Genomic DNA, 23,661 nt, shown 5'->3' on the forward strand with positions numbered 1-23,661 from the left:
AATCATGATTTTTGACAAGTCTAAAATTTCAATATTAGTAACAGCAGCTTTTGCCTCGGGTTGTTCTCAGTTACACACGCAGGATTTCAAAGAAATTAAGCAGTCAAATATTGACGCTACCGATGAAATTGACGGCTTAAAGGGAAAGACGGTTGCTGAGATCAATGGTGGTGCGACGCTTGATGAGATATTTGTAAAGTTAACACCTGTAAAAATTAAAACAAAAGATACAATCAACCTGCCCGATTTTCTTCCGGAAACTATTGCTGTTTACTCTGGTGTGCCAATGTCGGAGTCAGAGCTGGGGAGAGTGCTTTACCTGGATTATGGCATCAAATTGAGTTTCAGTCGGATGATTGTGAAAGAAGAAGAGGTTGCACCGCCGGAAGAGCCGTCCGGCAATGGGACTGATCAGAATATAGAGACCATGAGTGATGGCGCAGTGAGCTTAATGAACCTGGGGTCGACAGGTGAGATTGAACAAGTGTCATCTTCTCCAGGGCAATCGGGACAAGGCAGCTCTGACTATGACCCCTCTCAGGATATGCTCGCCTTGTTCGGCAATAGCAGAGAGCAGGATAATTCGAAAGATAAGAGAATTCAGAAGATTGATTACTCGGGTTCTCTGACGGGATTCTTCGATTGGCTCGCGCTCGATAGAGGACTTTCATGGAAGTATGACGACGATACAGACACTTTCATCCTGTACGATCTGGATACGGTTGTGTTTGAGCTTATCGACAACACAGATAAGTTCACACTTGAGTCAACCATTGATACATCAAGTAACTCAGATGCGGGCTCATCAGACGGAGCATCATCATCGAAATCAAGTACATCTCAAAAGGCATCTTTCGCAGAAGAAGCGAATCACTGGGCGGATGTGCAGTCGATGGTTGAGCAGATGCTCTCCCCGGATGGTAAAGCAGCTTTTGACCTCAAAAATGGGCGAGTTGCGGTTACGGATACAAAGAATGCGATCCAGAAAATTGGCAGAGTGGTCGATCAGATTAATGCATCTTCAGGTTCCCAAGTTGTTTTGAATCTTACCTTTGTGAAAGTTTCTGTCGAGGAAACGTCTGAGATTGGCATGAATCTCACAGCAACAGATCTCGTCGCAGGTGCGGTTACAGGTGGCACGAAACTCGGGGGGGATCTCTCAACGTTTTCGAATATTTTTAACCTCAGCTTCAATAAAGCTGGGGTAACGGCCATGATTGGTGCCTTAGGGAGATTAGGGTCTATTTCTTATCGATTTGATACCCCGATTCTGACAATGAATAACCACTTAACGCCATTCCAGTCCGTCGAAGAGGAACATTACATCGCTGAGGTTGAAAAGGAAACGGACGAAAACGGGAACGAAACCCTCACTCCTAAAAAAGCGGTGAACAAGACGGGTATCACAAGTATCTGGAAAAACCGAATTTTTAAAGACAGGGTGCTTGTCGATGGAAAGATTAGCTTGATTGAGAACCTGAACATGAAGGAAGTTCCTGACATGAATAGTATTGTTCTTCCTAAGAATGCTTTGGATGCGCATAACGTGAAAGCGATGTTGCGAAATGGAGAAACTAGAGTCGTCTCAATCAAGGAAGTCAACCGTAAGAGCGCTGAGGCTTCTGGGCCATTTGGCGCGAACTCCTTTATTTTAGGTGGAAATGAAAAGACCAAACACCGAAGGGAAATCAGTATTATTCTCGCGACACCTTATGTGCTCAAGTAAGTCAGAAAAAAGGGCGGCTCAGGCCGCCTGATAAATAAATTGCATATGAAATGGGAACTCAGCGGTAAAGATACCGTAATTATCGATGACTTAAAATTCCACGTGGGTGCCAATTGGCTGCCGGCGATCAAGGAGAAATCTGGATTTTCCCGGAAGCTCAAGGTGAATAACCAGCTCATCACCTCTGGGACGACGATGGGGTGCATTATTGAGAATAAGTCAAATGCACAAATAGGCTCCTGCAATCAAGAGTTCAATGGGATGCCATTGCTGGCTGCCAACTTTTTCGGAGAAGCGAACACACTTTACTTTGCAAAAGTCTCGAATGAGCTTTACTGGGTTGTGAGTTTTGATTCAGATGGATGTATCGATGTTGCGGATGATAGTGATAGTTTAAAAGAGTTATACCCGCTTAGAGATTACATTCGAGAGGTTGTTGATCTGTCTGATTCTTCCGCGAAGTTTCGGGTTGTGAATGTCGGAGACCGGGTTTATCTGGATGATCCATCCTTAGATCCCCGCGTCGAGCATCTGCCTTTATCTGAGGAAGAACTTAAATCTTTTAGTTCGCCAAAGGTCAGGGTGAAGCGGCAAGCGGGGAATCTGAAAACCAGAATCTATTTGGCTGGTCTTGTCTCTGTCGGAGGATTAGGCTTTCTTGCTTACTCTCTGGTAACGAGCTTGCCACAAGAAGTGATTGATATTCGAGATGGTGAACACAGCGCCTCTTTTACCTCGAAGTACAATCAGTTAAAGAAGACATTTAACAATATTTCTAATCTTGAGAAACAATCTCAAAGAATGTCTGAGGAAAAGGTGGTTTTATTAGGTAAGGAAGAATTTAATGATTATGTTTTATCGCGAGGTCTCACGAATGAAGAGATTATCGAAAATATTCTCAGGATCCGAGATATTTCGCCGCTTCATCTCAAAGGTTGGTCTCGAACTCTGGTGGCGTATAAAAACAATAAATTTGTCATCACCTATGTAAGAGACGGAAATCATCCGGTATCAGGGACCTATAAAGATCTCGATGAAGCACTTGTCAATTATCTCAAAGAGAAGCACGACACGATTGCAACTACGGTGAGTCTGTCAAACAGAGGCGAAGAGAGAGTGTATGACATCATGGTTGAAAGAAGACAGGGGCGCGAATACGCGGATTACCTAGAGGCAAAAAGAACATCAATTAACAATCGCGCGATTGCGATGGCGAAAATGCGTCAGGCTCAGCAGGAGTTAGACTCAGCGAAAAGAGAGATTGAAACCGTTGAATCATCTGTAAATAGTTTAGGCATTTTTGAAAGAAGAGATGATCAGTCCATCGGATATATTTTAGAGAAAATTGATGAGATCCAAGCATCGAAAAAAGATGTCTTAGTGAAGATGAATTCGGCGATTGATGAGTATCATTCCGTAGAAACCGTTGTTCCTCCTGAGCATTCAGACAGACTTCTTGGGGAGATGGGCATTGAATTAAACTTATATCCCATTTTTCAATCTACTGACTTGTATGCTTGGTCAAACCCAACCGAGACGCATCATTTTCCTTCGGGTATTTCGGATGACAGATTTAAAGACAGGAAGATCATTCAAGGCTCAACCATTAAGCTTAAAATTAAAGATGGTATCTTTGGTGTTTGGTCAGTCAGGAATGTGATTGAGAAACCTTATATTTTTGTCGATGGTGTGCAAGTGAATGAATCTGTCGCTGGAGCTTCTATTGAAGTTGATATCTCAATCAATGAGTTGAATCAAGATTTCATTTCGTAAATAATAATGAATAAAAACATGAAGAAAATTAGATTAATATCCGCTCTTGGTGTATTGGCTTTTTCAGGTTATAGCTTTGCTTCTCAATCCGATACTCATGAAGCTATTTTAGACTCGAAGAACATTGATATTCTGAATGGTCAGGAACATTACTGGAAAAAGCTGAGTGGCATTGAATCGGCGAAGAACCAAGTCATTCAGTTGCAGATACAAAACAAAAACCTGCAAAAATCGGCAGGGATGATTGCGACAGGTACATCTGGTTCTTCATCAGCTGAGAGTGCACTTAATGAAGTAAATACGCTTCAGGAATTTCTCGATTTAAGTTTGATGCATCAAGCGATCCTCAAACCGGAGGAGGCGGGCGATCAAGCTGAGATTATCTCTGCGAATTCAGAAGTTTTAGCGCATAATATTGAAATCGCTGGAACGGTGGATGCAAGAGGAAATGCGGTCGGTGAGCCAAAGGATAAGGGTGTGGATGTCTCGAAAATCCAAAAAGAGCAGCAAAAGTTTTTTGAACAAATGGCTGACTTTTTGAACGCAAAGTTTTCTGATATCGAATCGAAAATTCAGCAGACGCCAGTGATGCAAAGTCAGTTGGAACCTCAGGTTGACTCAGAGGTAGATGATGTGCCAAGTGAAGAAGTTCCCCAAGAAGAAGAGGCGATTAAATTTGATTACCAATCGTCTTTTGAGTCTCCTTTTTATAAACCTGTCGGAAAGATTAAAAAGGTGACACCTTCTGGTGTTGAAGTTGTCATGGTTTATGAGTGGAAGGACTATGATGAGGATACGGTATTTGCAACGACTGTGATTAAGAAAGGGGATAAGGAAGCAATTTTCTACCCGATGATCAGACATATTCATCAATATAAGATTGTTGAGTTCTCAGAATCGAAGATTAAACTTCTGGATGCGAATGATGAAGAGATTATTATCACAAGATAATAATTTCTTCACCTGTCGCGGCTTACACTTGATATGACACATCTTCGAGTGAGTCCTGACTCGCGCGTATAGTCAGCCAGCAGGATTTATCACTCCAAATTGGGCAAACGTGTTTTATTCAGGATGCAATGTATGCCTCGTTCAATGGTATGTCGCGCATCAATTTCGTACCAATCTCAGTATTTTCTGATGCGCGCCAGACACTCTTTGCGAGCACAAAGAGTGCCCAGAAATGCTTTTTTTTCTCTGGTGCTGGCCGGGCCGGTTGTAGGCGCTCCCTGCGCCGACAACCTAAAAATTCATCCATGAATTTTTCCCTGGGACTATGAATGACTTGGGCTTTCGAGTGTGATTGAACCATACCGTTTGAAAGCGGCCTGTCGGTTCGGCTCCAATCCAGGAAAGGAAACTGACAGATTGCATTCAAACCTAATCCAAATCACACTCATTCACTTCAGCCGCTTTTTGGTGAATGTGATTCCCTCAACGATCAGGCTACCTGCTGAATCTCTTGTTGTATTTCTTCAGCAATAACGCCAAGAAGCGCAACAAAGGCATCTGATGAGTGAAATGCATCATCTTCAGCGTGCTTGTTTGTGGCGAAGCGTTCTCCTCTTGCACCATCAAGGACTGTGGTTGAGGTATCGGCCTTTTTACCCAATAAGCTGTGTTGCGCTGTATCAAATTTGTTTGCGCTGAGGAAGTAGACGACCATCACCTCCTCGACTTGTCCGATACGGTGCGCCCTGTCTTCACATTGTTCGGCAATTCTGGGCGACCAAGGTTGCTGAACCATGCCGATAATATTACCCGCGGTCAGGGTGATCCCCGCATATCCGGCACCGATTGTTAAATAGGCAAATTTGCATGTCGGATCGCTCTGGTATTTCAGTTTTTCTTCTTCTCGTTTATCACCCGCAATATCACCGGTGATAAGGATGTCGCTATATTCAGGGTATTTTTCCCGCAGTCGATCCCTGAGTTTGTTGAGGACGCTCTTGTGCTGGAAGAACAGAATGAATTTGTTCTCTGGGTTGTTCTCCAGCATATCGATAATACTTTCAGCAACGTTTTCCACCTTGCTTAACCCAGATTCCTCGTACAGTTTAAAAATAGGGTCTTTTTTGCGCCTTTCGTCATCGTTCATCGACTCCAGATCTGATTCTGGCAGTGCTTCGGTCTGAAGGCCAATCGCTTTACGGATCTCATCTGTCGATTTTCGGACTGAGAATCTGTTCTTGATGAGTATTGGTTTTGCAGTCTCTTTCAGGTTGTCCATGAACGCATCAAATGCTGAATCCTGACTGGTGATGTTGAGGGTTTGGGTGGTTCTGTGTTTCTCCGGTAACTGGGAGAGCACATCGACCTTGAGTCGTCGTACCATGTATTCATGACGAATAATCGTCATCAGCTCTTCTATGTTTGATGCGCCATAGTCCCACCAAACAGTTTGCGTTTTGTTTATTTTTCGCCAGTGGCCTTCACAGTATCTTTCCGTGAACGTGTGGTAATCATTCCATCGAACCGGGTCAAGTCCGTGGAGGAGGGCAAACATCTCTCTCACGTAGTTCAGGATAGGCGTTCCGGTGAGCGGAACGTAGCACTTTGCAAAGTGAGCCAGCTCAATCAGGGTCGAGCCGACCTGGGTGTCTTTTTCTTTACCGGTATGGGCTTCATCTGAAATCAAGATGCCGTTCACATTGAGGTATTCTTTTAACGCTTTGGCATGATTTACTGCATATCTATAGGTGCAGATAGAAATTAATTGCCCTGGCTTTTTTGAAGTATCGTCTAAGACGCAAATGTCATCTTCGTTTATAAAGTCCAGAAATCTTAAAAGCTCGGACTTCCAGTTATAAAGCACGCTTTTGGGGCAGACAATCACCGCGGGTAAATTTTTTCTAAATAAACCGATAATCCCACAAGCTTGAAGGGTTTTACCGAGACCCATATCATCCGCGATCAGAATTCGGCCCTGTTTATTTCTGGCCTGCTCAATGCCTGCGAGCTGATATCCAAATGGCGAGAACCCATCCCGGAACCCGATAGCCGACACATCAAAGTTTTCTGATGGGTTTTCAGCAAATGAATCGTGATAAGCCCATTTTTCGACATCAAGCTGGGCTTCTTCTGCGGTTTGCCCAAATTCACTTAGACCTACAATTTCTTGTATTCTTGGGGATAGTTTGACGTATGAACCAATCTCCCGGATATGCTGAATGACCTCTTTTGCTCGACTGAGGGAGGTTTCATAGACTTCATTGCTTGGGTTCCATCTGAGTCTGAGCGGTTCCAACCGAGATTTTTTCCATAGGTTGTGTTCATACCTGACGGTCAGCAGACCATACTCAGCGTCTAACTCAATGCGATCCATAGACTCACTGCCAAAACAAAAAAAGATGGGCGCATTCTAACACCCATCTTTTCGTAAATGAATTGTATGTCAGTCGCTAGTCATTCAGCAGAAGGATGGGTTTGCCATGGTTATCTTTTGCACTAAACCGACATTGTTTTTGGGTCTTGTAGTTACTGCATCCCCAGAACACGCGATCATTCCAGGCTATTTGTCTTAAGACGCCGGATTTACAGCTTGGACACGGCACTTCTGGCACTTCAGTGATCGGTTCATCATCTTTGTCCGCGTAAGATGCTCGACATCGAATGTTTGAGACTTCCCGATTTGAGCAAAGCCAAAATTTTTTCCCGTCACTTTTTCGAGTGAACTGACGAAGTTCACCATCACATTTTGGGCATGGTGCTGTGTTGTACACGGTGTTGACAGATTTTTCTTTTCCGACCGTGAGGTTATTGTCTGCATAATAGGTGTTGCATTTTTTGTGAGAGCACTGCCAGTAAGCAAACATTTTATCCGCTGAGTACCCATAATTGATATGAGAAGCGCATTTCTTGCAAAAGTTGACCGGAACGCATGGTTGGTTGTCTTTGTCTGGCACAACGAGGCGACAGGGTTTGCAGTACCAGGCAAATTTCTCTTTTGTGCTTTTGAATTTAAACCGAGACAGTGTGTTTTGGTGGCATTTGGGGCATGGGGTGGGGGCAGACCTTGGCACAGGTTTGCCATCTTTCTCACTAAAACGGGCATGACAATCCGTACACTTCCAGAACTGTTTTTTCTCTCGATTGGTTCTCTGAGTCATGGTGCCGGTTTTGCAAGAGAAACATGTTTCGGTTTTCACGAGAAACTTGTTCAATTTGCAGTCACCTCGTTTGATTGAGGTGATAATCTCCTTGGTTGACGTTTGATACGCGTTCAGAAGCGCTTCATAAGTCAGCTCCCCTTTTTCGATTTGCCAAAAAGCGTGCTCCAGCTTGGCGGTGAGAGATAAGTCGAGTAGCATCGGTGGAGCAATCTCTGCGATAACCAGCCCTTTTTCAGTCAGTTGGAAGTGCTTTTGATTCCCTTTCAGGCTGTAAAAGCCATTCGCGAGCATTTGTTTTAGAATGGTCGCTCGCGTTGATTCTCGTCCGATGCCTTGTTGTCGTTCTTTTAAGACTTTTTTTAATGGGTTGTTTTCAATCAATTTGGCCGGATTTTTGAGGATCTGGAGAATTTTTGCCTCAGTATACAAGGCGGGAATTTGGGTTTTTCCTGTCCGAGTGAAGACGGCAGTGTCTGTCGTGACTGTTCCTTGCTCGACCATTGGAAGAGATTTATCCGATTCCTGCTCTGACGCATCATCCAGCGAAGCGCTATTGTAACCTTTCTGGGCTTGCTTCCACCCTGGGTTCACCATGATGTTGCCGGTTGCTTTGAATTGGGCATCGTCAATGTCAACCAGGATTGTGGTATTGTCGTATTCGTAATTCGGAAGGAACTGCATCATGTATCGACGACAAATCATCTCGTAAACAACCTGCTCATCCGACCCTAATTGGTCGAAAGGAGCCTTCATTCGGGTGGGTAGAATCGCATGGTGGTTGTCAAACTTACTTGTATCCCAGGTTGAATTTTTAACGTTTGGATTGATCCCTTGAATGCCTTGTGCAAATTCAAGCTGAGATAAATTGGAAAGAACTACGGCCGCATAGTGATGCGCATCCTCAGGGAAGTAGTTGTTATCTGTACGCGGGTAAGTGACGTACTTTTTATCATAAAGGGATTGGGTGGCAGCAAGTGTATCTGCGGCGGTCATGCCAAATTTTTGATTCATGTCGATTTGCAAGTCACTCAGACTGTACCCTTTGGGGCACTCAGTCTGTTTTCTCTGCTTTGTCGATGACGAGATAACCCCGTTTTTCCCGTTGAGTTGCGTGGTCAGGGTATCAACGAACGCTTTTGCTCGTTTGCTGTGATAGCCATCTGACCTGGCATCGAGAATGTCTGATTCTTCCTTTGATGGCATGTACTTTAGTTCAAAAGATGCACCACCAACGCAGGCGTTTGCATGAACTTCGTATGTGTTTTGAGGCACAAAGGTCTCTCTGGCGACATGGTTCATGTGAAGGATCTGAATGATGGCGGTTTGGACCCGACCCGCATTGAGTGGTTTTGAGATTTTATCCTTGTTGTAAGCGGTGAGGCCAACCGTTGTGTTTATCCCAACGATCCAGTCAATGTGTGATCGTGCAAGCCCTGCTTTGCCGATCAACTCAGTTTTCTTCGCTGAAAATTCATTGGCCAGGCAGGCTTTGATGTCTCCGACTTCTAATGAGGTTGGTAGTACGCGAGTCAAAGTTCCCTGAAATTGGCTGTATGTGATCACCTCACGGCCAAGGAGTTCACCTTCGGCATCTGGGTCGGTGGCAAGACAGACGGTGTTTGCTTTTTTGATCAAGCTTAAGACATGATTGAGAATTTTTCGTTTGTATGCGTTGTCTTCTTTGCCGAATGGGGTGACTTTATCCTGAATGGGTCTTAAGACGAAAGGATCTGGCAATATCGGGAGGTCGTTTAAGTCCCATTTTGCGTATTTAGGGTCGTAGTCTTTTGCATCAATGAGTTCAAGGACGTGTCCTGATAACCATGTGACGACATCACCATTGCTGGTGACGTAAGATAAGCCATCACTACCCGCGGATTTTCTCCCCAATACAGGAATAAACGCTTCTGCAACATGCTTGTTTTCAGTGATGTATAGCTTCATGATTTAGCTCGGCGAATAGGTCAAATCTGTTCTTAAGTTCTTTATTCTTTGTTCAATGATTGCTTTGCTTTTTTCATCTGGTGAAGATGCCGCTTCTATCTGTAGTAGGATAATGAATTCAGCGGCTGACTTCACGCAGCCTTTCTCCATATTTTGAGCGAAGATTTCTTTTGCTTTTTGGTTCTGTCCAAAAGTTCGGAAAAGCGCTCCCAGCAGATATCCGGCCTCGATGTTACCACATTCAAACCCGAGGGTAAGGCATTTCATGGCATTTTGAGGATGCCTGAACTCAAGTTTTCCGATTCTGTCTTTGACGCCATTCATGAAGATTGAACCCAGCAGGAGTATTGCCTTTTGGACTTTTTTCCGAGTCAGCGTGGATAAAACCCTTACGGCATCGGCGTTCATTTTTTTTCCCAGAAGCTCTCGAGCGTGCGTGAGTAGGCTGCGTGCCAAATCTTTTGAAGGATTTTCTCTGAAATTCATTTCTAACTCTTTGATTTTTGTAAGATCAGGAGAAAGAAGTTTCAGGACTTTTCCGATCGCTCGATTGGCAATGATACCTAATCCATCGATAGAAAATTTAGATTCTTGAGGGCTATCGACTTTTGCGAGAGCAACATAAGACTCGTGGGTAAGATGTCGAATGGCCTTTTGCTTTTGTCTTAATTGACTAATCTCTCTGGAGTTTGTCATAGCCTAAATGATTACTTTTTTGATTTTCAATTTTTTCGGCCTCACTTTTAAGCTTGAGGTTATGTTCTGAGGATAGTTTCATATCTTTTGTCAGGGTGTTTGCAAGCCCAGCTTGAAGTGTGGCCTCAAGGTTTTGCGATAACACTTCAAGGTTGGAAAGATCACTGATGTCAGATTTAAAGTCTTCAATGATGGTGAGAAGCTCATGGATTGAAGCTTCATCTAAATTATCGACATCAATGTGATTGAAAATGTCGATAAACTCACCAATCTCTTCTTTGATTTTCTGATTTATGGATGAAATTTTATGACTCATGATTCTTAATTTATGATAGTTTTTCCATTTGTATGGATTGAATTTTTAATCCATCCTGGTTTTCATTTTCGTCAGCTCGAATGACGACTATGGTTACCCCATATCGGCCCAATCGAATGATGCCGCCTTTGGTGTATAGAACGAGAGCGCCTTTGGTTTTTGCTTGCCAGCCATGTATGGACTTCACTTTTCCTGATGTGAGTGTAATTCCGTCGGCGAGAACGAGCTTGACGATGCCTGCCTCTTTATTCACCCTTCTTTTCAGCATACTTTCCACAAACTGACCATTGGCTGCTTTCCCGTTGATAAACGAATCCAGGTTACTTAAAGCCTCAGGTGTATAGTGTTGAGAAAGTCTTGCTGCATGCTCGGCCTGATTTGTAAAGTTGTAGTCAAATGCTTCGATGATTCGGTCTGTAACCCATTGCTTTATCTCTTCATCACCTTTGTTCGGGAGTTCTAGTGGGACTTTTTCGAAATAACTTCCACTATCGTTCACTGCAATAATTTCTGGCGGGACTCGAAAGGTAAGGGCTGATGTTAAGGCGAATGCGCAGATAACAATGGATGCAATATTGATTGCAACGCCAGCAATTTCTAGTTTCAGTGGCTTTGAGCCGTCTTTACTTTTATGGATAGACTTGTCGTAGATGTCTTGATTATTTTGGTTATTTTTCTGTTCACTTTTCATAAAATATCTTGATGGCTTTTTCCCTTACTTCTTTAGAATAATCGATTAATCTGAATTCACCGGTTGACTTCACAAAATAAGCTTCTCTCTCTAGATGGACCTCAGTTAAAAAAACATAAGTCGCTGCGATAATGAGCGAAAGTGCGACCGATGACAGAAAAATGTTGATTCGTCTGATAATCTCTGTGGCATAAACATATGAGATTCTTGGGCTTTTACTGAGTCTGTGTTGAATCACTTCGTTTTTACTGAAGTACATTTTTCTATTAATCTTATTAAGAACGATTTTTTATTTAAAGGTCAGAACAAAAAAAGGCACGACTCGTGCCTTTTTATATCTTTTGGCTTTTCCGTTAAGCAAGGCTGTCGTACTTGTATCGTGTAAGTATCTTTTCAGAGGGATCTGTAAACAGGACTCGGTCAGCGATATATTCTGTCACCAGAAGTCCTACTTTCCCGTGACGGTTTTTGTCCACAATCATTTCAATGACACACCTTCCGTTCGCTTCAGGTGTGCCCATCGATGGCTTATGCATTAATAGGATGACGTCAGCTTCTTGTTCGATATCACCACTTCCTTTAATGTCATGCGTCTGGGGTTTACGTTCTCCCTTGACGGATTCTCGGTTGATCTGAGCCAAAAGGACAACACAGATGCCGAATCGCTTCGCCAACTCTTTCAGCCGTTTTGTGACATAGCCAATTTTTTCAGACTCACTGTGATGATTTCGATCCGAATTAATCCGTTGCGCATAATCGACAATCAGCGCTTTAATGCCATGTATGTTGATCCAACTTTCAGCAATCGCTTCGATTTCACTGATGTTGATCCCCCCTTTTTCTTCAATGAAGAGTTTTCGTTCTTTGTGTTTTGTCCAGCAGTCTGAAATTGTCTGAACTTCAGCATCAGAAAGGTTTTTTGCATCACGAATTCGATTTGCTGGTATGCCTGAGTCCATTGCAACAAACCGCATTGCTAACTGCTCTTTGGACATTTCAGATGAGATAAATCCAAAGGGTTCATCCGTGAATCGACATAAATTCAGTCCAAGTGCCGTTTTACCGACTGCGGGCCGAGCAGCCACAACAACCAAGTCTGAAGGGTAGAGCGTGCCTAATGCCTTCGACATACACTGAATCGGATAAGGGATACCCACATCACGATCGTCTTCACGCGCTTTATGAATTGTGTTCATTAAAGCTTCAAAGGCATCACCAACGGTCACAGACTTGTGTGAGTCCTTCAGCTGGCCGCCAACTTCGATCAGCTCATGGCCGATGGCACAGATTTTGTTGACGTCTTCACCCGCCTCAATTCTTTCTTTCAGGGTGCCAGCCATGGCGAGGATTGCATCTTTTGCCTCAATTTCTCTCAGCCTGTTGAGGTGGCCGGTGAGATTCTTTTCATCGTCCAGCTGGATTGAGGCGTCATATAACTCAGCAACGACATGACGACATCTGTCTTCAGAAAAATGAGCACTGACCAGCCTTTGGATCGCATAGGATTGGAGCAAATCAAGCGTTATCGGCTCTTCCTGCTGAAACAGCGCTTTCGCTTGCCCACAGATTGTTTTGAGTGAGCCATTTTTTATCTGATCGAGCGGAATGTGCTCAATGATATGAGGGAACCGAATCGCATACGAAGTAATCATTCTTTCGCAGTAATTACGATCGGCTTCTAGGTTGTATTTTTTTCGTTCAGATGCCATTGTTTTCTCTTTATTTTTTGTGACTAATTCAGGATTTCATACGCTTTGTCGTGGTTTTTCTTTAAAGCATGTTCCGACTGAACTGCTCGACAGTACTCTCGAAACTGGAGCGGGTTCGGGGGATATTTCCCTTTATTTTCTTTTACGAATGCGTTGACTGCGCTGGCGATATGGTCGGCATCGAGGCCATGGAGAGCGATGACCCAAAGCTGACAAGCTTTGCTCATTAACCCTTCTTCTATCTGTGAGTTGCTGATCCAAATTTCGCCCCACACCGTTGTAAAGAGTGGGTGTACTTCATGAAGAAATAACGTTTTTGCGTTTTGAAAAGCTTGAGCTTCTGTTTCGGTGATTTCCAGATCGTTTGGATTGGTTTCAATGCCTTGCTCTGACAAAAAGAGTTGTCGCAATGCTTCGGGAAGTTGATCGGTCATGATCTTGCCATGTTTGTGAAGTTAGTTTCCAGCCTGCATAAGCATCTGAAGCTTGCTGGATTGAGGGAGAGCCTCTTTTTTCAAGTGACGGTCTGCTGTGATAAGCATGTCTTTTTGATCTGGCCTCGCAGAAAAATTTCTGAGGTTTCTCCGTATGTTGGCCTCTTCCAGCTGAACGAGATAGTGCTTACCGTTCACTTGAGCCATGAGGGCTTCAAGCTTGTCCCGATTTTTAAAAATGTTGCAAGGTTCGCAATAAGCTTTTTGCTGAGTCACTTTCCCTGTTTTCTTATCGATTTTGTAGCCCATATGGAAAGGGCTGTTGAGGCATCCGTCTATCCCTAAGCAAAGTTCTTCGGCGGTCGCGAAGACTAAGGCATCCTGGATAAACTTTTTTCTGCCTGTTTTTTCATTTGTCGTCAGTGTTGGCTTCTTTTTGTAAATTTCTTGAATGGATCCGATTTTTTCCAGCCAATAGCACCATACCTGTTGCACGGCTTGCGCTTGAGTGTCTTGTTTTTTTAAGTAAAGTGTCTGTCCTTCACAAACAGGGATACTGAAGTATGAGGTCATGCCGCCAAAGGAGAACCGGAAAATTTGAATCGACTGATGACTTGATACCTGTTTGCTTGATACCTTTTTGCTCGACATCACTGGAGTCGTGATTGTGGCAAGTTCTTTCAGGTTTGAGAGGAACTCATCGACGGTCACGCTCTTAAAGTATCTTTTTAAGAATGTGGTGTCGGCGCAAAGATGTATCGGATTGTCTGGAGATGTCTGGTTCGCACTTTCAAGCAGCGCGATCACGATGCTCATCACCGCATGGTTGCGGTTGTCTGCGAGCATCTGTTTTACGCAGTTTAAGATTTGGGTGTCGTTCATGTGCTTCTACAATCTGGCCTGTGTTAAACCGTCGCTATATTACCACCTTTATCTGTTTAGACAAGTGTGGTTGAGTTCTGGAGAAGGAAAAAAGAGAGAGGCAGCCTGCCTCTCTCGTTGTTAAGTGATTTCCAAGGGCGCAAGTGGAGGGAGATCGGCGTAGTCTTTGATTGTCAGTACTTTTTTTCCAGTCGACACTGTTTCCAGCCTTTCTTTCCATGACGTCGCGAGCGTATCAATCTGACAGTGGAGCAAATAGGGCTTCAGGACATTGAAGGTGGATGTGGTGGCGATAAGGATGTAGCCAAGCGGGTCAGTTGTTGACTCTAAATCAATATCACCATCAATTCGACACCCGAAGGGGAGTGTGCTGTCTGGGATAATCCCACCGTCAATGTGGATTAATGTTTTACCGAATGCCTTGTAATGACTCATGTTGGTCAGCATGACTGCGAGAGGCAAAATCAGTCTTCCGCTCATGAGGAACTTCAGCATGATGCTCTCATCTTGCGGTATTTCGATCTGATTGGGGATACCCGCCCCTTGGGCTGCATGCAGCATTAAGTCTTTTATTTTTTCCATATTCTATTGTGACTTGTTCGTTTGTGAATGCATCAAAGTCGATTTATTCAATTTCGTTTTGCTCTTTTTCTAAGACCTTTTTGAAGTTTATTCCTGACAGGATCAGCGCCTGCGATGCCGCATAGGCTAAGTTCGCTTGTACATCAGGGCAAACCACAAATGTTTCTTCATGAATCAATCCTTTTGATTTCCAACGCTGAATGATGTCATGAGACAGACTTTCAATTGTTTCAGTGGCGTAATCCAGTTCCACATCAAATGAAATCAATGGATTCGCATCCAGATCAACTTCATTGAGAATAACCTGCTCGTTCTCCTGAACGATCCTTTGGAGTTTCTCTTTGGGCGTCTCATTGAGAGTCAGTCGATTGGCGCTTTCCTCGAGCTGGCTTGCGGTGACTTTTTCAAAAGTTTCTTCTTCGATAAAGTCTGCTTCGGTATGGCCTTCTCCGGTAAAGTCTTCACCCGAAGTGAGTTGTCTGTCTGCAACAGACTCAAGCTCTTTCAGGGTTAAGGCCATCGTTTGATCCACTTGGTCAATGGCATTTTTTCTCAGCGCCAGTGCAAAGGCTGCTTGAGTTAATGGCGCTTTGTTGGCCAAGCATGTCAGGTTTTTCGACAGATCTTTGTTGTCTTCATCAACATGAGATTTCCAGAGGTTGGTGAGTTTCTTGTTTGTTCGCTTCACTTCAGCAAACCGTTTTTTGAGTTCGATCAGCCCCTTTTTTGTTGTATGTACTTCATTGTAAGCGGGTGGTTTCACTCTCACAAAAGTATTGACTCTCAGCTCTTTCGGCTTCGCAGGGTTGGCATAGAAAGAGCGGCCTCTGATTAATGTTGCCATGTTCAGGAGGTGGAATTCCCCCGGCGCTTGATCTTTTAAATCAAGCACATCAATTCTTTTTCTTTTTTCATAAGAAATCTCCTTTTTCTTGACGAACTTTGAGCCAAACATGCCGCCTTCCCGTTCTAGACCTGTTTCTACCTGGTCATAATCTTCGCCCGCACCATCAACAAAGATATCTGCTGTCTCTGTGGCATCTTCCAGACACATACAGATTTTTGTTGCGCAGTTACTTCGAATTGATGCGGCTTCTTCTTCACTTCCTTTTTTAAAAGCTTGGTAGTCTTGTCCTGCAAAAATCAGTGAGAATCCAATACCCATTTACCTTCACACTCACTCGCATTGAGAGTGCCGCCTTACGGCTGCTCTGGCGGTTAGCCAGATGTCGAGACTATATCTTCACCCTATCACTTCGGACTTAGGTGCTTTGCACTTCCAAGAGCCATGCACTTGCCCTTGTACTCTACTCCGTTCCAGACAACGTCTGCCGTTTCGATAGTCGTTGAACGTTCCCCATACGTATCAACGCTTAGGGGCTTCGCTGCTGATTTGCCAATCCTGATTCTTTTCAAACCGTCACGCTGATCGTTTCTGATTACGTTGTGGTGAATCAGGCTCTCAGGTCAGTCCCAGCAATTCACAAAGTTTTCACTTATATGTTTCCATATAAGGCCGCAGTATCTATGTTGATTTTACGGGCCTGTGCTGGCATCACTGCCGCACCTTCTACTGAGTAATATCCATATTCATCGAACACGCATTGATAGGTTCTTCCGTTTGTGGGTTTACTATCTAAGATGTATTCCGTTCTCCCTTCAAGCTCTGCGCCCAGTGCGCCAGCCATCATGCCTTTGATTGAGCTAATGACGATCTTACCGAGGTTTGCTAAATTTGCCGGACTTTTCTCTAAAGCAGGCAATAACACGAGTAATGGTCGTCTTTGAAGCACAATATCGTCAAAGCTACAATCAGCTAATTGTGTTCTCATGATGTGAGAATAGGTATCAGCTAACATACCGAAACAAGGCGAAAACTGCATGGTGATATAGCCATGCTGCTCATAAACGGTTGATTCTATGGTCTCTGAGCCTTCCTTATATCCAGGCAGGTTGCAAACATATGCCACTAAACCCGCCAGATGATCCGGGTTGATATCGGTTCGTTTAGAAAGCTCTATTGTTTTCTCTAATTGGAAGAAACTTCTGATGACACTGACATCAAGCAGTAGCTTTCCTTCATCTCTTAAAGCCACTAAAGCTTTAATTAATGCAGAGATATAACTTGATGCGCGGTCTTTCCAAATGCCATCGGAGCTACCTCCTGAAGGTAGAAGGGAGGTCAAAAGCTCAGATAAGGCTTCTGCGGTTGCGGTTGCAAAGGGGTTCAGGGTGTTGCTTAACTTCTTATCTCTTTTCAGGTCTGCCCGCAGGGTGCCCACCATATAGTTGATCACGAGCAGATCATCTTCCCGACCGAATCGTCTGCACATCGCAAAGATTTTCGAGAACAATCCGGTATCTGCTTTACCATCCACATAGGTAAAAGCGGAGTTTTGTGCGAGCGAATTGCCGATGAGACCAATTAATGATTCAGATTTACCACTACCAGTCGTTCCAAATATCAGAATATGTCGCCTGGCTTCTGAATCATCCAGCCAAATCTCTTTGTTTGTCCCTATTTCGTTGCCGAAAAAGAAAAAGCCGTCATATTCCTTACTATTCTTATTTGCATAGTAGGGTTTCTTGATTGGGGTGTCGATTTTCCGCCCGAGAGCGAGTCCCGCCAAGGGTAGGCTACATGCAAAAATGGCTGCAGCATGGGGCTGCATTGAAGGAATGAACGACATCGCAGCAGCACCAATTGGTAGTGCTGCCGCCCTTGTATTTGAGAATCCGTCAAGAAACTTCTTGAATCCACTTCGGGTATCAGCCCTCGTGGAAAAGCCCTTGTTTGTCAATCCTCTTTGGGGTTTATTTGACATATCTATTCGTCGTTTTCATGAAGTATTATCAATCTCCGGCTAAAAATTAATAGCCATACTGTTTTTTTTGCTACTATTTTCAGAAAATCGTGCGTTCAAAATTGATCAAAAATAAAATCGTTACACTCATAAGTTCTACGTTCGTATTGGTCTGTGGAATGTGTTTTTATATTTATTTGCAAGGTGATATTGCGAAGGATTTCAAAAGAGATATTTATTCTGTCTCTTTATCAGGAGAGAAAAATCTTAGGAAAATCGAGACCCTTGATCAGGCCATTCTCACCGCAACAACGATCTCTACAAGTCTCAAGAAAACCGTATCAAAAATTGAAACACTGAAGCTGTCTGATATCGGTGAATACTTTGAGAATGTGTCCCCATTCTTTGAGAAAAGTTTTTTCTCAAAATTCATGCAAGATAAGAGCGCAGAGGCTCAGTTCCTTTTAAATAGTGATGTTCGTGTGACGAGCTTTGTTGTGACTGAGGATCCAGTCTTTGTTGGTGTTGATATTTCTCAACCCCGACCGATTTGGTTATTCCATGTAAAGGGGAACTATATGCGGGATGGTGTTTTCTCGAAAAGAACCGATCGCTCTACTTTTGGTGAAAAAACGATTTGGGTTTCAGTGCAAGAATCTGTCGGTCAAAACGGTAATCCAGCCGGTATAGAAATCGTGAATTATGAAGTGATAATGTAGGGGTAGTCTATTTGTCAATAGGGTATTTATATATTAACTTTCAAGATAAAAATGCTCCGAAAACTAATTGTTTCTTCTATCCTGCTTGGGATGGCATCTGTTGCTTTTGCGAATGAAGAGCAAAAAACGCCACCACCATTGATGCTTAAGGAGTCAAGAGATCTGGAGCTAAGAGATTTAGCGACGTATCAATTGAAGCGTAGATTCATTCCAATGAATGAAAATAATGCCACAGCACTGAAAAAGGGCTTTGAAGACAGGGATCGAATGGTCAATGCTTCGGTCAGGGAGCCTGAACAGCAGAACAGAACTTTGACGATTAATCCTTCTATGGTGAGTGGTAAGCCGACCATTTACGCGAGCGCAAATTACCTGACGACCATTGTCTTTGTTGACAGATACGGGAGTCCTTGGGATATCAAGGATATTGGTATTGGCGCGGGTGCCTTTTTTGAGTATAAGGCAGTAAATCCATATACGATTTGGCTCTTTCCTAAAAAGAAGTATAAAAAATCTAACTTATCCATCCTTCTGAAAGGCTTGATCACTCCGATCGTTTTTAATTTAGAAGAAAACCCTGAAAAGGTCGATTATACAATTCAGGCAAAAGTACTCAAGGCTGGTGCAAATACTGAAATCAATGAATTTAGTTACACACCACTTCAGGCTGAATTGACAAATAATAATATGACAAAAGATGACGCTGTGCTTCAAATGTCTGACGGTGTGACGCCAAAAGAGGCAAATCGATTAAATGTTTTAATACAGGGTCGGGAAGCCAGTGATATTCAGGCCTGGCAATATGAAGACTCATATTATGTGAGACTGAGAGGAAAGGTCATGTCGCCAGAGCCAGAGCCTGCAAGTCACCCGAATGTTGATGGCATTCAATTATTCAAAATACCTAGGATCAGTTCTCTCTTTATAGAAAAGGATGGGATATTAATCACCGGGATATTGGAAAACCCCAAAAAATACCAATCAATAAGATGAAGTTAAAACAAAACAATAACCATGTTTCTGGTGCAAAGGGATTGGATAAGAATAAAATTATCAAATATGTCTTTGGCACTTTAATTCTGGCTCTCACTGGGGTGTTTGTTTATTTATCCATGAAGTCAGAAGATGAGGGGACTTACTCTGGATCTTATCAGGGTTCGGATATCCAAGGTTACGATGGCGGTCAGATATCGCTCACAGATGATGTGAAGAAAGCCAACAAAGCGCTGGAAGATAAGCAATATACGGATGCTGTGAATCAAGGCAAGTCTGTTTTTACGGATATCGACCCTACGGCTGGCGCAATCATTGATGGCTTGGCCTTAACGAATGAGAGTTTGTTCTCAATGTCATCAGCCTGTCTTGAAGGCGCTGAATATGACGAGGAGGGCTACAACTGTATCACGGGCCTGAATGCAAAAGGGTGTACAAAAGAGGGGCTGGATGTGAATGGCGAACCCTGTACTCAGGGTGAGGCAAAGCTGCCAAAGTCTGATGAACTTTGTGTTGAAAGAATATTTGGTGCAGATGGATTCGATCAGTTCGGAATTGATGCTGATGGGTATAACAGGCAAGGATTTAACGCAGAGGGCTACAATCGCGAGGGCTTTGATAAAGATGGATACAATAAGCAGGGATTTGATAAAAATGGATGTAACCGAGAGGGGCTGGATGCGCTAGGCCGCATCTGTGAAAAACCGATCTATGGTAAAGATGGATTCGATCAGTACGGTTATGACAAAGAAGGTTTTGGAAGAGACGGATTCAATCGACAAGGCTGTAACAGAAAAGGGCTCAACCGCGAAGGGAAGCCTTGTTCAAGCATCAAATACGGGAAAGACGGTTTTGACCAGTTTGGCTTTAATCGGCAAGGGTATGATAAAGATGGTTACGATCGATGGGGTTTCGATAAAAACGGATGTAATCGCCAAGGTCTGAATAAAGAAGGGAAACTGTGTGAAAAACCGAAGTACGGAAAGGATGGTTTCGATCAGTTTGGATTTGACGAGAGAGGTTTTGATAAAGACGGTTTTGACCGATATGGCTTCGATATCAACGGATGTAACAGAGAAGGGATAGATCGCGATGGTAATCCTTGTGATCCGGTTCGGTACGGTGAAGACGGATTTGATCAGTTCGGTTACGACAGAGAAGGCTTCGATGTGAATGGTTGTAGTCGGGAAGGGCTGGACAGAGCCGGGAATCCTTGTGAGTCAGTCGAAAGAATTTTTGACGAAGATGGATTTGACCAGTTCGGGTACAACAAAGAAGGCTGTAATCGAGAGGGTTTCGATAAATACGGTAAGCCATGTGGTCAGCCGATCATTGGAAAAGACGGCTTTGATCAGTACGGCTTTGATGCGGAAGGGTATGGCCGTGACGGTTTCAATAAAGAGGGGTGTAACAGGCAAGGCTTGGATCGCCAGGGTAAGCGATGTGATCAATACAACGCGAATGGATATGACGCTGAAGGTTATGGGCGAGACGGTTTCAACAAAGAAGGTTGTAACAGACAAGGCCTGAACCGGCAGGGACAATTATGTAAAAAACCAAAATTCCTTGCCGATGGCTACGATGAGTTTGGCTTCAATATCGCAGGATTCGATAAAGATGGGTATGACCGATGGGGTTTTAACTCAGAAGGCTGTAATCGAGCTGGGTTTGATAAGGCCGGGAAACCTTGTGGCGAGTCAAAATACGGAAAAGATGGCTTTGATCAGTACGGCTTTAATAAAGAAGGCTGCAACAAAAAAGGGTTCGACCGAGAGGGTAAACCTTGTGGTCAGTCGGTGATTGGTGACGATGGTTTCGATCAGTACGGCTTTGATGCGAAAGGCTGTGGGAGAAATGGGAGAGACCGCAACGGGAAGCCCTGTGGCCAGCCTGTGATTGGTGCAGACGGATTTGATCAATACGGCTTTGATGCTGAGGGCTATGGTCGTGATGGCTTCAATAAAGAGGGCTGTAACCGAAAAGGGTTAGACCGTCAGGGCAAGCCCTGTGGTCAGCCAGTCATTGGCCCGGACGGATTTGATCAATACGGCTTCGATGCTGAGGGCTATGGTCGTGATGGCTTCAATAAAGAAGGCTGTAACCGTAAAGGGTTAGACCGTCAGGGGAAACCTTGCGGTGAACCGGTGATTGGTGCAGACGGATTTGATCAATACGGCAGAGACGCCGAAGGCTATGACAGAGACGGTTTCGACAAAGAAGGGTTTAATCGGTTCGGGTGCCACAAGAGTGGCGTCAATCGGGAAGGCAAACCTTGTAATCCACATGCAAAATGGGGCGCTGATGGGTTTGGTCTTGATGGCAGGGACAAGCTAGGTTTTAACGTGCTTGGCCTCGACTTTCAAGGCTATGGAAAGGATGGCTACAATTTAGCGGGCTACGATAGATTCGGCTGCGACAGACAAGGTTATGATCAAGAGGGCTTCAACTGTGCCACCGGACTTGATCGAGAGGGTTACGATAGAACAGGCTGTAACATCTATTCTAAAAATCGACAAGGTGAAGCGTGTATCCCAATGAAACATGAGAAGCCTTGGAGTGAAGATGGCTATCATAAAGTAACGGGTTTAAATAAGCTTGGCTTTGGGAAAAATGGCCTGAAGCAAGGCTTCAATGAAAACGGATTTACAGTCCGTGGCTTTGACCGTTTAGGGTGTAATCGACACGGGAAGGATGTTCTGGGTTACGACTGTGTGACGGGTTTGAATGCCCTTGGGATTGATAAAGATGGCTTCGATGCGAATGGCGTCAATCAGAAAACAGGGCTTGATAGGCTTGGCAGAGACGCGGATGGTTTCTACGAAGATGGCTTCAATGACACAGGCATCGATCGATATGGCTGTGATCGGGCTGGCCTTGATGAAAATGGGGAGCCTTGTTCGAATGAGGTCAACTTTCATTTAAATCCAGGCGAGGAAGCACTGCTGAATAATTATGTTCGCTATCAAGTGAGTATGGCGCAAGCAATGGAGGCTGAAAATAATCTCATTGCAGTGCCTACGTTTGGTAAAGGGGTGAAAAGAGCTGAGGAAGGGAAAGGGCCATCTAATGCGAATGCATCTTCTGATCATTCAGGCTTCCCTGAGATTGCCGGGTTGCCGAGTGGCGCGATCGCAGATGCTGGTGCGCCCGCAGCCGAAGGTCAGCCAACGTCTGAAAAGGATGCACCTGTCAGAATTCCTGCGTTAACCACCATGAAGGCGAGGATTGCCTGTGAGATTAACACGGATTATAAAGGCGACACTTGTGCAGAAATCATGGATGGCCCGCTTGCTGGAGCGATGTTGAGAGGCAGTTATGACGTTCCTTTTATTGACCGCGTCGATATGCCGAGAGACAAAGTGAAGGTTTCTTTCGATCGACTGATCTGGAGACGTCAACAGATTGATATCAGCGCTGTTGCAGTCAACATGGAGACTTATAGTGAATTTATGAGCTCAGATGTGAATTACCATCGGGTATACCGATGGGGGGGGCTTGCGATGGCAACAGCAATAGATTTGACCCAGGGTTATATCATTGGCAGTGCAGCGGCGGGATCGGCCGAGTCTGATGCGGATGCTGCGGGTACGGCAGTGGCTATTCAAATGGCAGCAAGTGAGCCATTAAAAGAGATGTCGGGTATTTATCGCGCACGGATGGATCGTCCGCCAACAGTCACGATGTTTATTGATGAACAAATAGGGATCATGTTCAATGAGCAAGTGGTTGATGAAAGAGTACCTTTCGTATTTTCTGATTGACAAATCACTTCAAAAATATATAAAGCGCCGTCGGGCGCTTTTTTTTATTTCATTTAAAATCTATTATGGATGAAAAGAAATAAAAATAATGAGTTCAGATGTTTTTGAGTTTAAAAGGAAAGGTGTATCTGAAGTGAATTCAGACACATCTACCCAAGATAACTCAGATATTTCCATAGCTAACTCAAAATCTGATCATTCATCAGGGCTTGATCCTGATGAAAGTTTGACGTTTGAAGATGTTGAAACGGGCTTTGATCTTGATACAGAAGAAACGTCTTTTCATACCGAAGGAGACTTTTTTGAGACGGATTCTGATATCTCTTTCGATGCAAATGAAAATATCGGCGGTTCAGACTTTGAGGAGACTGAATTAGCGTTGAATATCGGTGAGGATAGCACAAAGGTTCTAAATTTAAGGGTTGATGCCATCGGGGGAGAAAGTGGCGTGACTTCTTCAGAAGAGAGCTTTCATGAAGAAGAGATGTTTTTTGAAACAGATACGTTTGATGAAGCCGA

Annotated in this window: 19 protein-coding genes; 7 read left to right on the forward strand and 12 right to left on the reverse strand. The window is 43.9% G+C overall.

The window, feature by feature from the left end; translation table 11 throughout:
* The first annotated feature begins 4 nt into the window (after positions 1-4).
* Genes EA58_RS18750 through EA58_RS18760 form a run of 3 tightly spaced genes read left to right on the forward strand, consistent with a single transcriptional unit; the run spans position 5 to position 4,450 of the window.
* Positions 5-1,726, forward strand: a complete 1,722-nt coding sequence (locus tag EA58_RS18750; RefSeq protein WP_036756497.1) for a hypothetical protein — start codon at positions 5-7, stop codon at positions 1,724-1,726.
* Between the two features lie 45 nt (positions 1,727-1,771).
* Positions 1,772-3,499 carry a hypothetical protein gene (locus EA58_RS18755; protein WP_036756499.1) on the forward strand — a complete coding sequence of 576 codons (1,728 nt, stop codon included), beginning with the start codon at positions 1,772-1,774 and terminating at the stop codon, positions 3,497-3,499.
* Between the two features lie 18 nt (positions 3,500-3,517).
* Positions 3,518-4,450, forward strand: a complete 933-nt coding sequence (locus EA58_RS18760) for a hypothetical protein (RefSeq protein ID WP_152548121.1) — start codon at positions 3,518-3,520, stop codon at positions 4,448-4,450.
* A gap of 118 nt (positions 4,451-4,568) precedes the next feature.
* Here EA58_RS18760 and EA58_RS18765 read toward each other — a convergent pair whose 3' ends face one another.
* The 12 genes from EA58_RS18765 to EA58_RS18825 form a co-directional block, all read right to left on the reverse strand.
* Positions 4,569-4,757 (reverse strand): hypothetical protein, encoded by a 189-nt coding sequence (locus tag EA58_RS18765; protein ID WP_036756505.1) that lies wholly within the window; start codon positions 4,755-4,757, stop codon positions 4,569-4,571.
* A 183-nt stretch (positions 4,758-4,940) separates the two neighbouring features.
* Positions 4,941-6,824 carry a DEAD/DEAH box helicase gene (locus tag EA58_RS18770; protein WP_036756508.1) on the reverse strand — a complete coding sequence of 628 codons (1,884 nt, stop codon included), beginning with the start codon at positions 6,822-6,824 and terminating at the stop codon, positions 4,941-4,943.
* Positions 6,825-6,900: 76 nt separating this feature from the next.
* On the reverse strand, positions 6,901-9,555 hold the full coding sequence (locus tag EA58_RS18775) for a DNA topoisomerase (RefSeq protein ID WP_036756511.1): 2,655 nt from the start codon (positions 9,553-9,555) through the stop codon (positions 6,901-6,903).
* A 3-nt stretch (positions 9,556-9,558) separates the two neighbouring features.
* Positions 9,559-10,251 carry a hypothetical protein gene (locus tag EA58_RS18780; RefSeq protein WP_036756514.1) on the reverse strand — a complete coding sequence of 231 codons (693 nt, stop codon included), beginning with the start codon at positions 10,249-10,251 and terminating at the stop codon, positions 9,559-9,561.
* Positions 10,229-10,567 carry a hypothetical protein gene (locus EA58_RS18785; protein WP_036756516.1) on the reverse strand — a complete coding sequence of 113 codons (339 nt, stop codon included), beginning with the start codon at positions 10,565-10,567 and terminating at the stop codon, positions 10,229-10,231. The genes EA58_RS18780 and EA58_RS18785 overlap by 23 nt, the downstream gene beginning before the upstream one ends.
* Positions 10,568-10,577: 10 nt before the next feature.
* A complete protein-coding gene (locus EA58_RS18790; RefSeq protein ID WP_036756518.1) occupies positions 10,578-11,258 on the reverse strand; it encodes a DotI/IcmL/TraM family protein in 681 nt (226 codons plus the stop codon).
* A gap of 353 nt (positions 11,259-11,611) precedes the next feature.
* Positions 11,612-12,967, reverse strand: coding sequence for a DnaB-like helicase C-terminal domain-containing protein (locus EA58_RS18800; RefSeq protein WP_036756522.1), 1,356 nt, complete (start codon positions 12,965-12,967; stop codon positions 11,612-11,614).
* 23 nt (positions 12,968-12,990) lie between these two features.
* A complete protein-coding gene (locus EA58_RS18805) occupies positions 12,991-13,401 on the reverse strand; it encodes a hypothetical protein (protein ID WP_036756523.1) in 411 nt (136 codons plus the stop codon).
* A 21-nt stretch (positions 13,402-13,422) separates the two neighbouring features.
* The gene (locus EA58_RS18810; protein WP_152548122.1) at positions 13,423-14,283 is read right to left on the reverse strand and encodes a hypothetical protein; all 861 of its coding nucleotides are present in this window, start codon (positions 14,281-14,283) and stop codon (positions 13,423-13,425) included.
* 120 nt (positions 14,284-14,403) lie between these two features.
* Positions 14,404-14,865 carry a hypothetical protein gene (locus EA58_RS18815; protein ID WP_036756529.1) on the reverse strand — a complete coding sequence of 154 codons (462 nt, stop codon included), beginning with the start codon at positions 14,863-14,865 and terminating at the stop codon, positions 14,404-14,406.
* Positions 14,866-14,908: 43 nt separating this feature from the next.
* Positions 14,909-16,030 carry a DEAD/DEAH box helicase family protein gene (locus EA58_RS18820; RefSeq protein WP_036756532.1) on the reverse strand — a complete coding sequence of 374 codons (1,122 nt, stop codon included), beginning with the start codon at positions 16,028-16,030 and terminating at the stop codon, positions 14,909-14,911.
* A 331-nt stretch (positions 16,031-16,361) separates the two neighbouring features.
* Positions 16,362-17,690: an FtsK/SpoIIIE domain-containing protein gene (locus EA58_RS18825; protein WP_051642233.1), complete on the reverse strand. Its 1,329-nt coding sequence runs from the start codon at positions 17,688-17,690 to the stop codon at positions 16,362-16,364.
* Positions 17,691-17,779: 89 nt separating this feature from the next.
* Here EA58_RS18825 and EA58_RS18830 point away from each other — a divergent pair, with 89 nt between their 5' ends.
* From EA58_RS18830 to EA58_RS18845, 4 genes are all read left to right on the forward strand, one after another.
* Complete coding sequence (locus tag EA58_RS18830; protein ID WP_152548123.1) at positions 17,780-18,388, forward strand: hypothetical protein; 609 nt, start codon at positions 17,780-17,782, stop codon at positions 18,386-18,388.
* Positions 18,389-18,439: 51 nt separating this feature from the next.
* A complete protein-coding gene (locus tag EA58_RS18835; protein ID WP_036756538.1) occupies positions 18,440-19,381 on the forward strand; it encodes a DotH/IcmK family type IV secretion protein in 942 nt (313 codons plus the stop codon).
* The gene (locus tag EA58_RS18840; protein WP_036756541.1) at positions 19,378-23,142 is read left to right on the forward strand and encodes a DotG/IcmE/VirB10 family type IV secretion system protein; all 3,765 of its coding nucleotides are present in this window, start codon (positions 19,378-19,380) and stop codon (positions 23,140-23,142) included. Before EA58_RS18835 ends, EA58_RS18840 begins: the two co-directional genes overlap by 4 nt.
* A gap of 88 nt (positions 23,143-23,230) precedes the next feature.
* Positions 23,231-23,661, forward strand: a 431-nt coding sequence (locus EA58_RS18845; RefSeq protein ID WP_036756544.1) for a hypothetical protein, incomplete at its 3' end; no start/stop codon positions are given.

The organism is Photobacterium galatheae (assembly GCF_000695255.1).
In the GTDB taxonomy this organism is placed as follows: Bacteria; Pseudomonadota; Gammaproteobacteria; order Enterobacterales; family Vibrionaceae; genus Photobacterium; species Photobacterium galatheae.

Excerpts from the sequence above, each read along its gene's own strand:
- EA58_RS18815 (WP_036756529.1), bottom strand. The coding sequence starts at position 14,865 with ATGGAAAAAATAAAAGACTTAATGCTGCATGCAGCCCAAGGGGCGGGT.
- EA58_RS18785 (WP_036756516.1), bottom strand. The coding sequence starts at position 10,567 with ATGAGTCATAAAATTTCATCCATAAATCAGAAAATCAAAGAAGAGATT.
- EA58_RS18765 (WP_036756505.1), bottom strand. The coding sequence starts at position 4,757 with ATGGATGAATTTTTAGGTTGTCGGCGCAGGGAGCGCCTACAACCGGCC.
- EA58_RS18810 (WP_152548122.1), bottom strand. The coding sequence starts at position 14,283 with ATGAACGACACCCAAATCTTAAACTGCGTAAAACAGATGCTCGCAGAC.
- EA58_RS18760 (WP_152548121.1), top strand. The coding sequence starts at position 3,518 with ATGAAGAAAATTAGATTAATATCCGCTCTTGGTGTATTGGCTTTTTCA.
- EA58_RS18800 (WP_036756522.1), bottom strand. The coding sequence starts at position 12,967 with ATGGCATCTGAACGAAAAAAATACAACCTAGAAGCCGATCGTAATTAC.
- EA58_RS18790 (WP_036756518.1), bottom strand. The coding sequence starts at position 11,258 with ATGAAAAGTGAACAGAAAAATAACCAAAATAATCAAGACATCTACGAC.
- EA58_RS18805 (WP_036756523.1), bottom strand. The coding sequence starts at position 13,401 with ATGACCGATCAACTTCCCGAAGCATTGCGACAACTCTTTTTGTCAGAG.
- EA58_RS18825 (WP_051642233.1), bottom strand. The coding sequence starts at position 17,690 with ATGTCAAATAAACCCCAAAGAGGATTGACAAACAAGGGCTTTTCCACG.
- EA58_RS18755 (WP_036756499.1), top strand. The coding sequence starts at position 1,772 with ATGAAATGGGAACTCAGCGGTAAAGATACCGTAATTATCGATGACTTA.
- EA58_RS18750 (WP_036756497.1), top strand. The coding sequence starts at position 5 with ATGATTTTTGACAAGTCTAAAATTTCAATATTAGTAACAGCAGCTTTT.
- EA58_RS18840 (WP_036756541.1), top strand. The coding sequence starts at position 19,378 with ATGAAGTTAAAACAAAACAATAACCATGTTTCTGGTGCAAAGGGATTG.
- EA58_RS18780 (WP_036756514.1), bottom strand. The coding sequence starts at position 10,251 with ATGACAAACTCCAGAGAGATTAGTCAATTAAGACAAAAGCAAAAGGCC.
- EA58_RS18820 (WP_036756532.1), bottom strand. The coding sequence starts at position 16,030 with ATGGGTATTGGATTCTCACTGATTTTTGCAGGACAAGACTACCAAGCT.
- EA58_RS18835 (WP_036756538.1), top strand. The coding sequence starts at position 18,440 with ATGCTCCGAAAACTAATTGTTTCTTCTATCCTGCTTGGGATGGCATCT.
- EA58_RS18775 (WP_036756511.1), bottom strand. The coding sequence starts at position 9,555 with ATGAAGCTATACATCACTGAAAACAAGCATGTTGCAGAAGCGTTTATT.
- EA58_RS18770 (WP_036756508.1), bottom strand. The coding sequence starts at position 6,824 with ATGGATCGCATTGAGTTAGACGCTGAGTATGGTCTGCTGACCGTCAGG.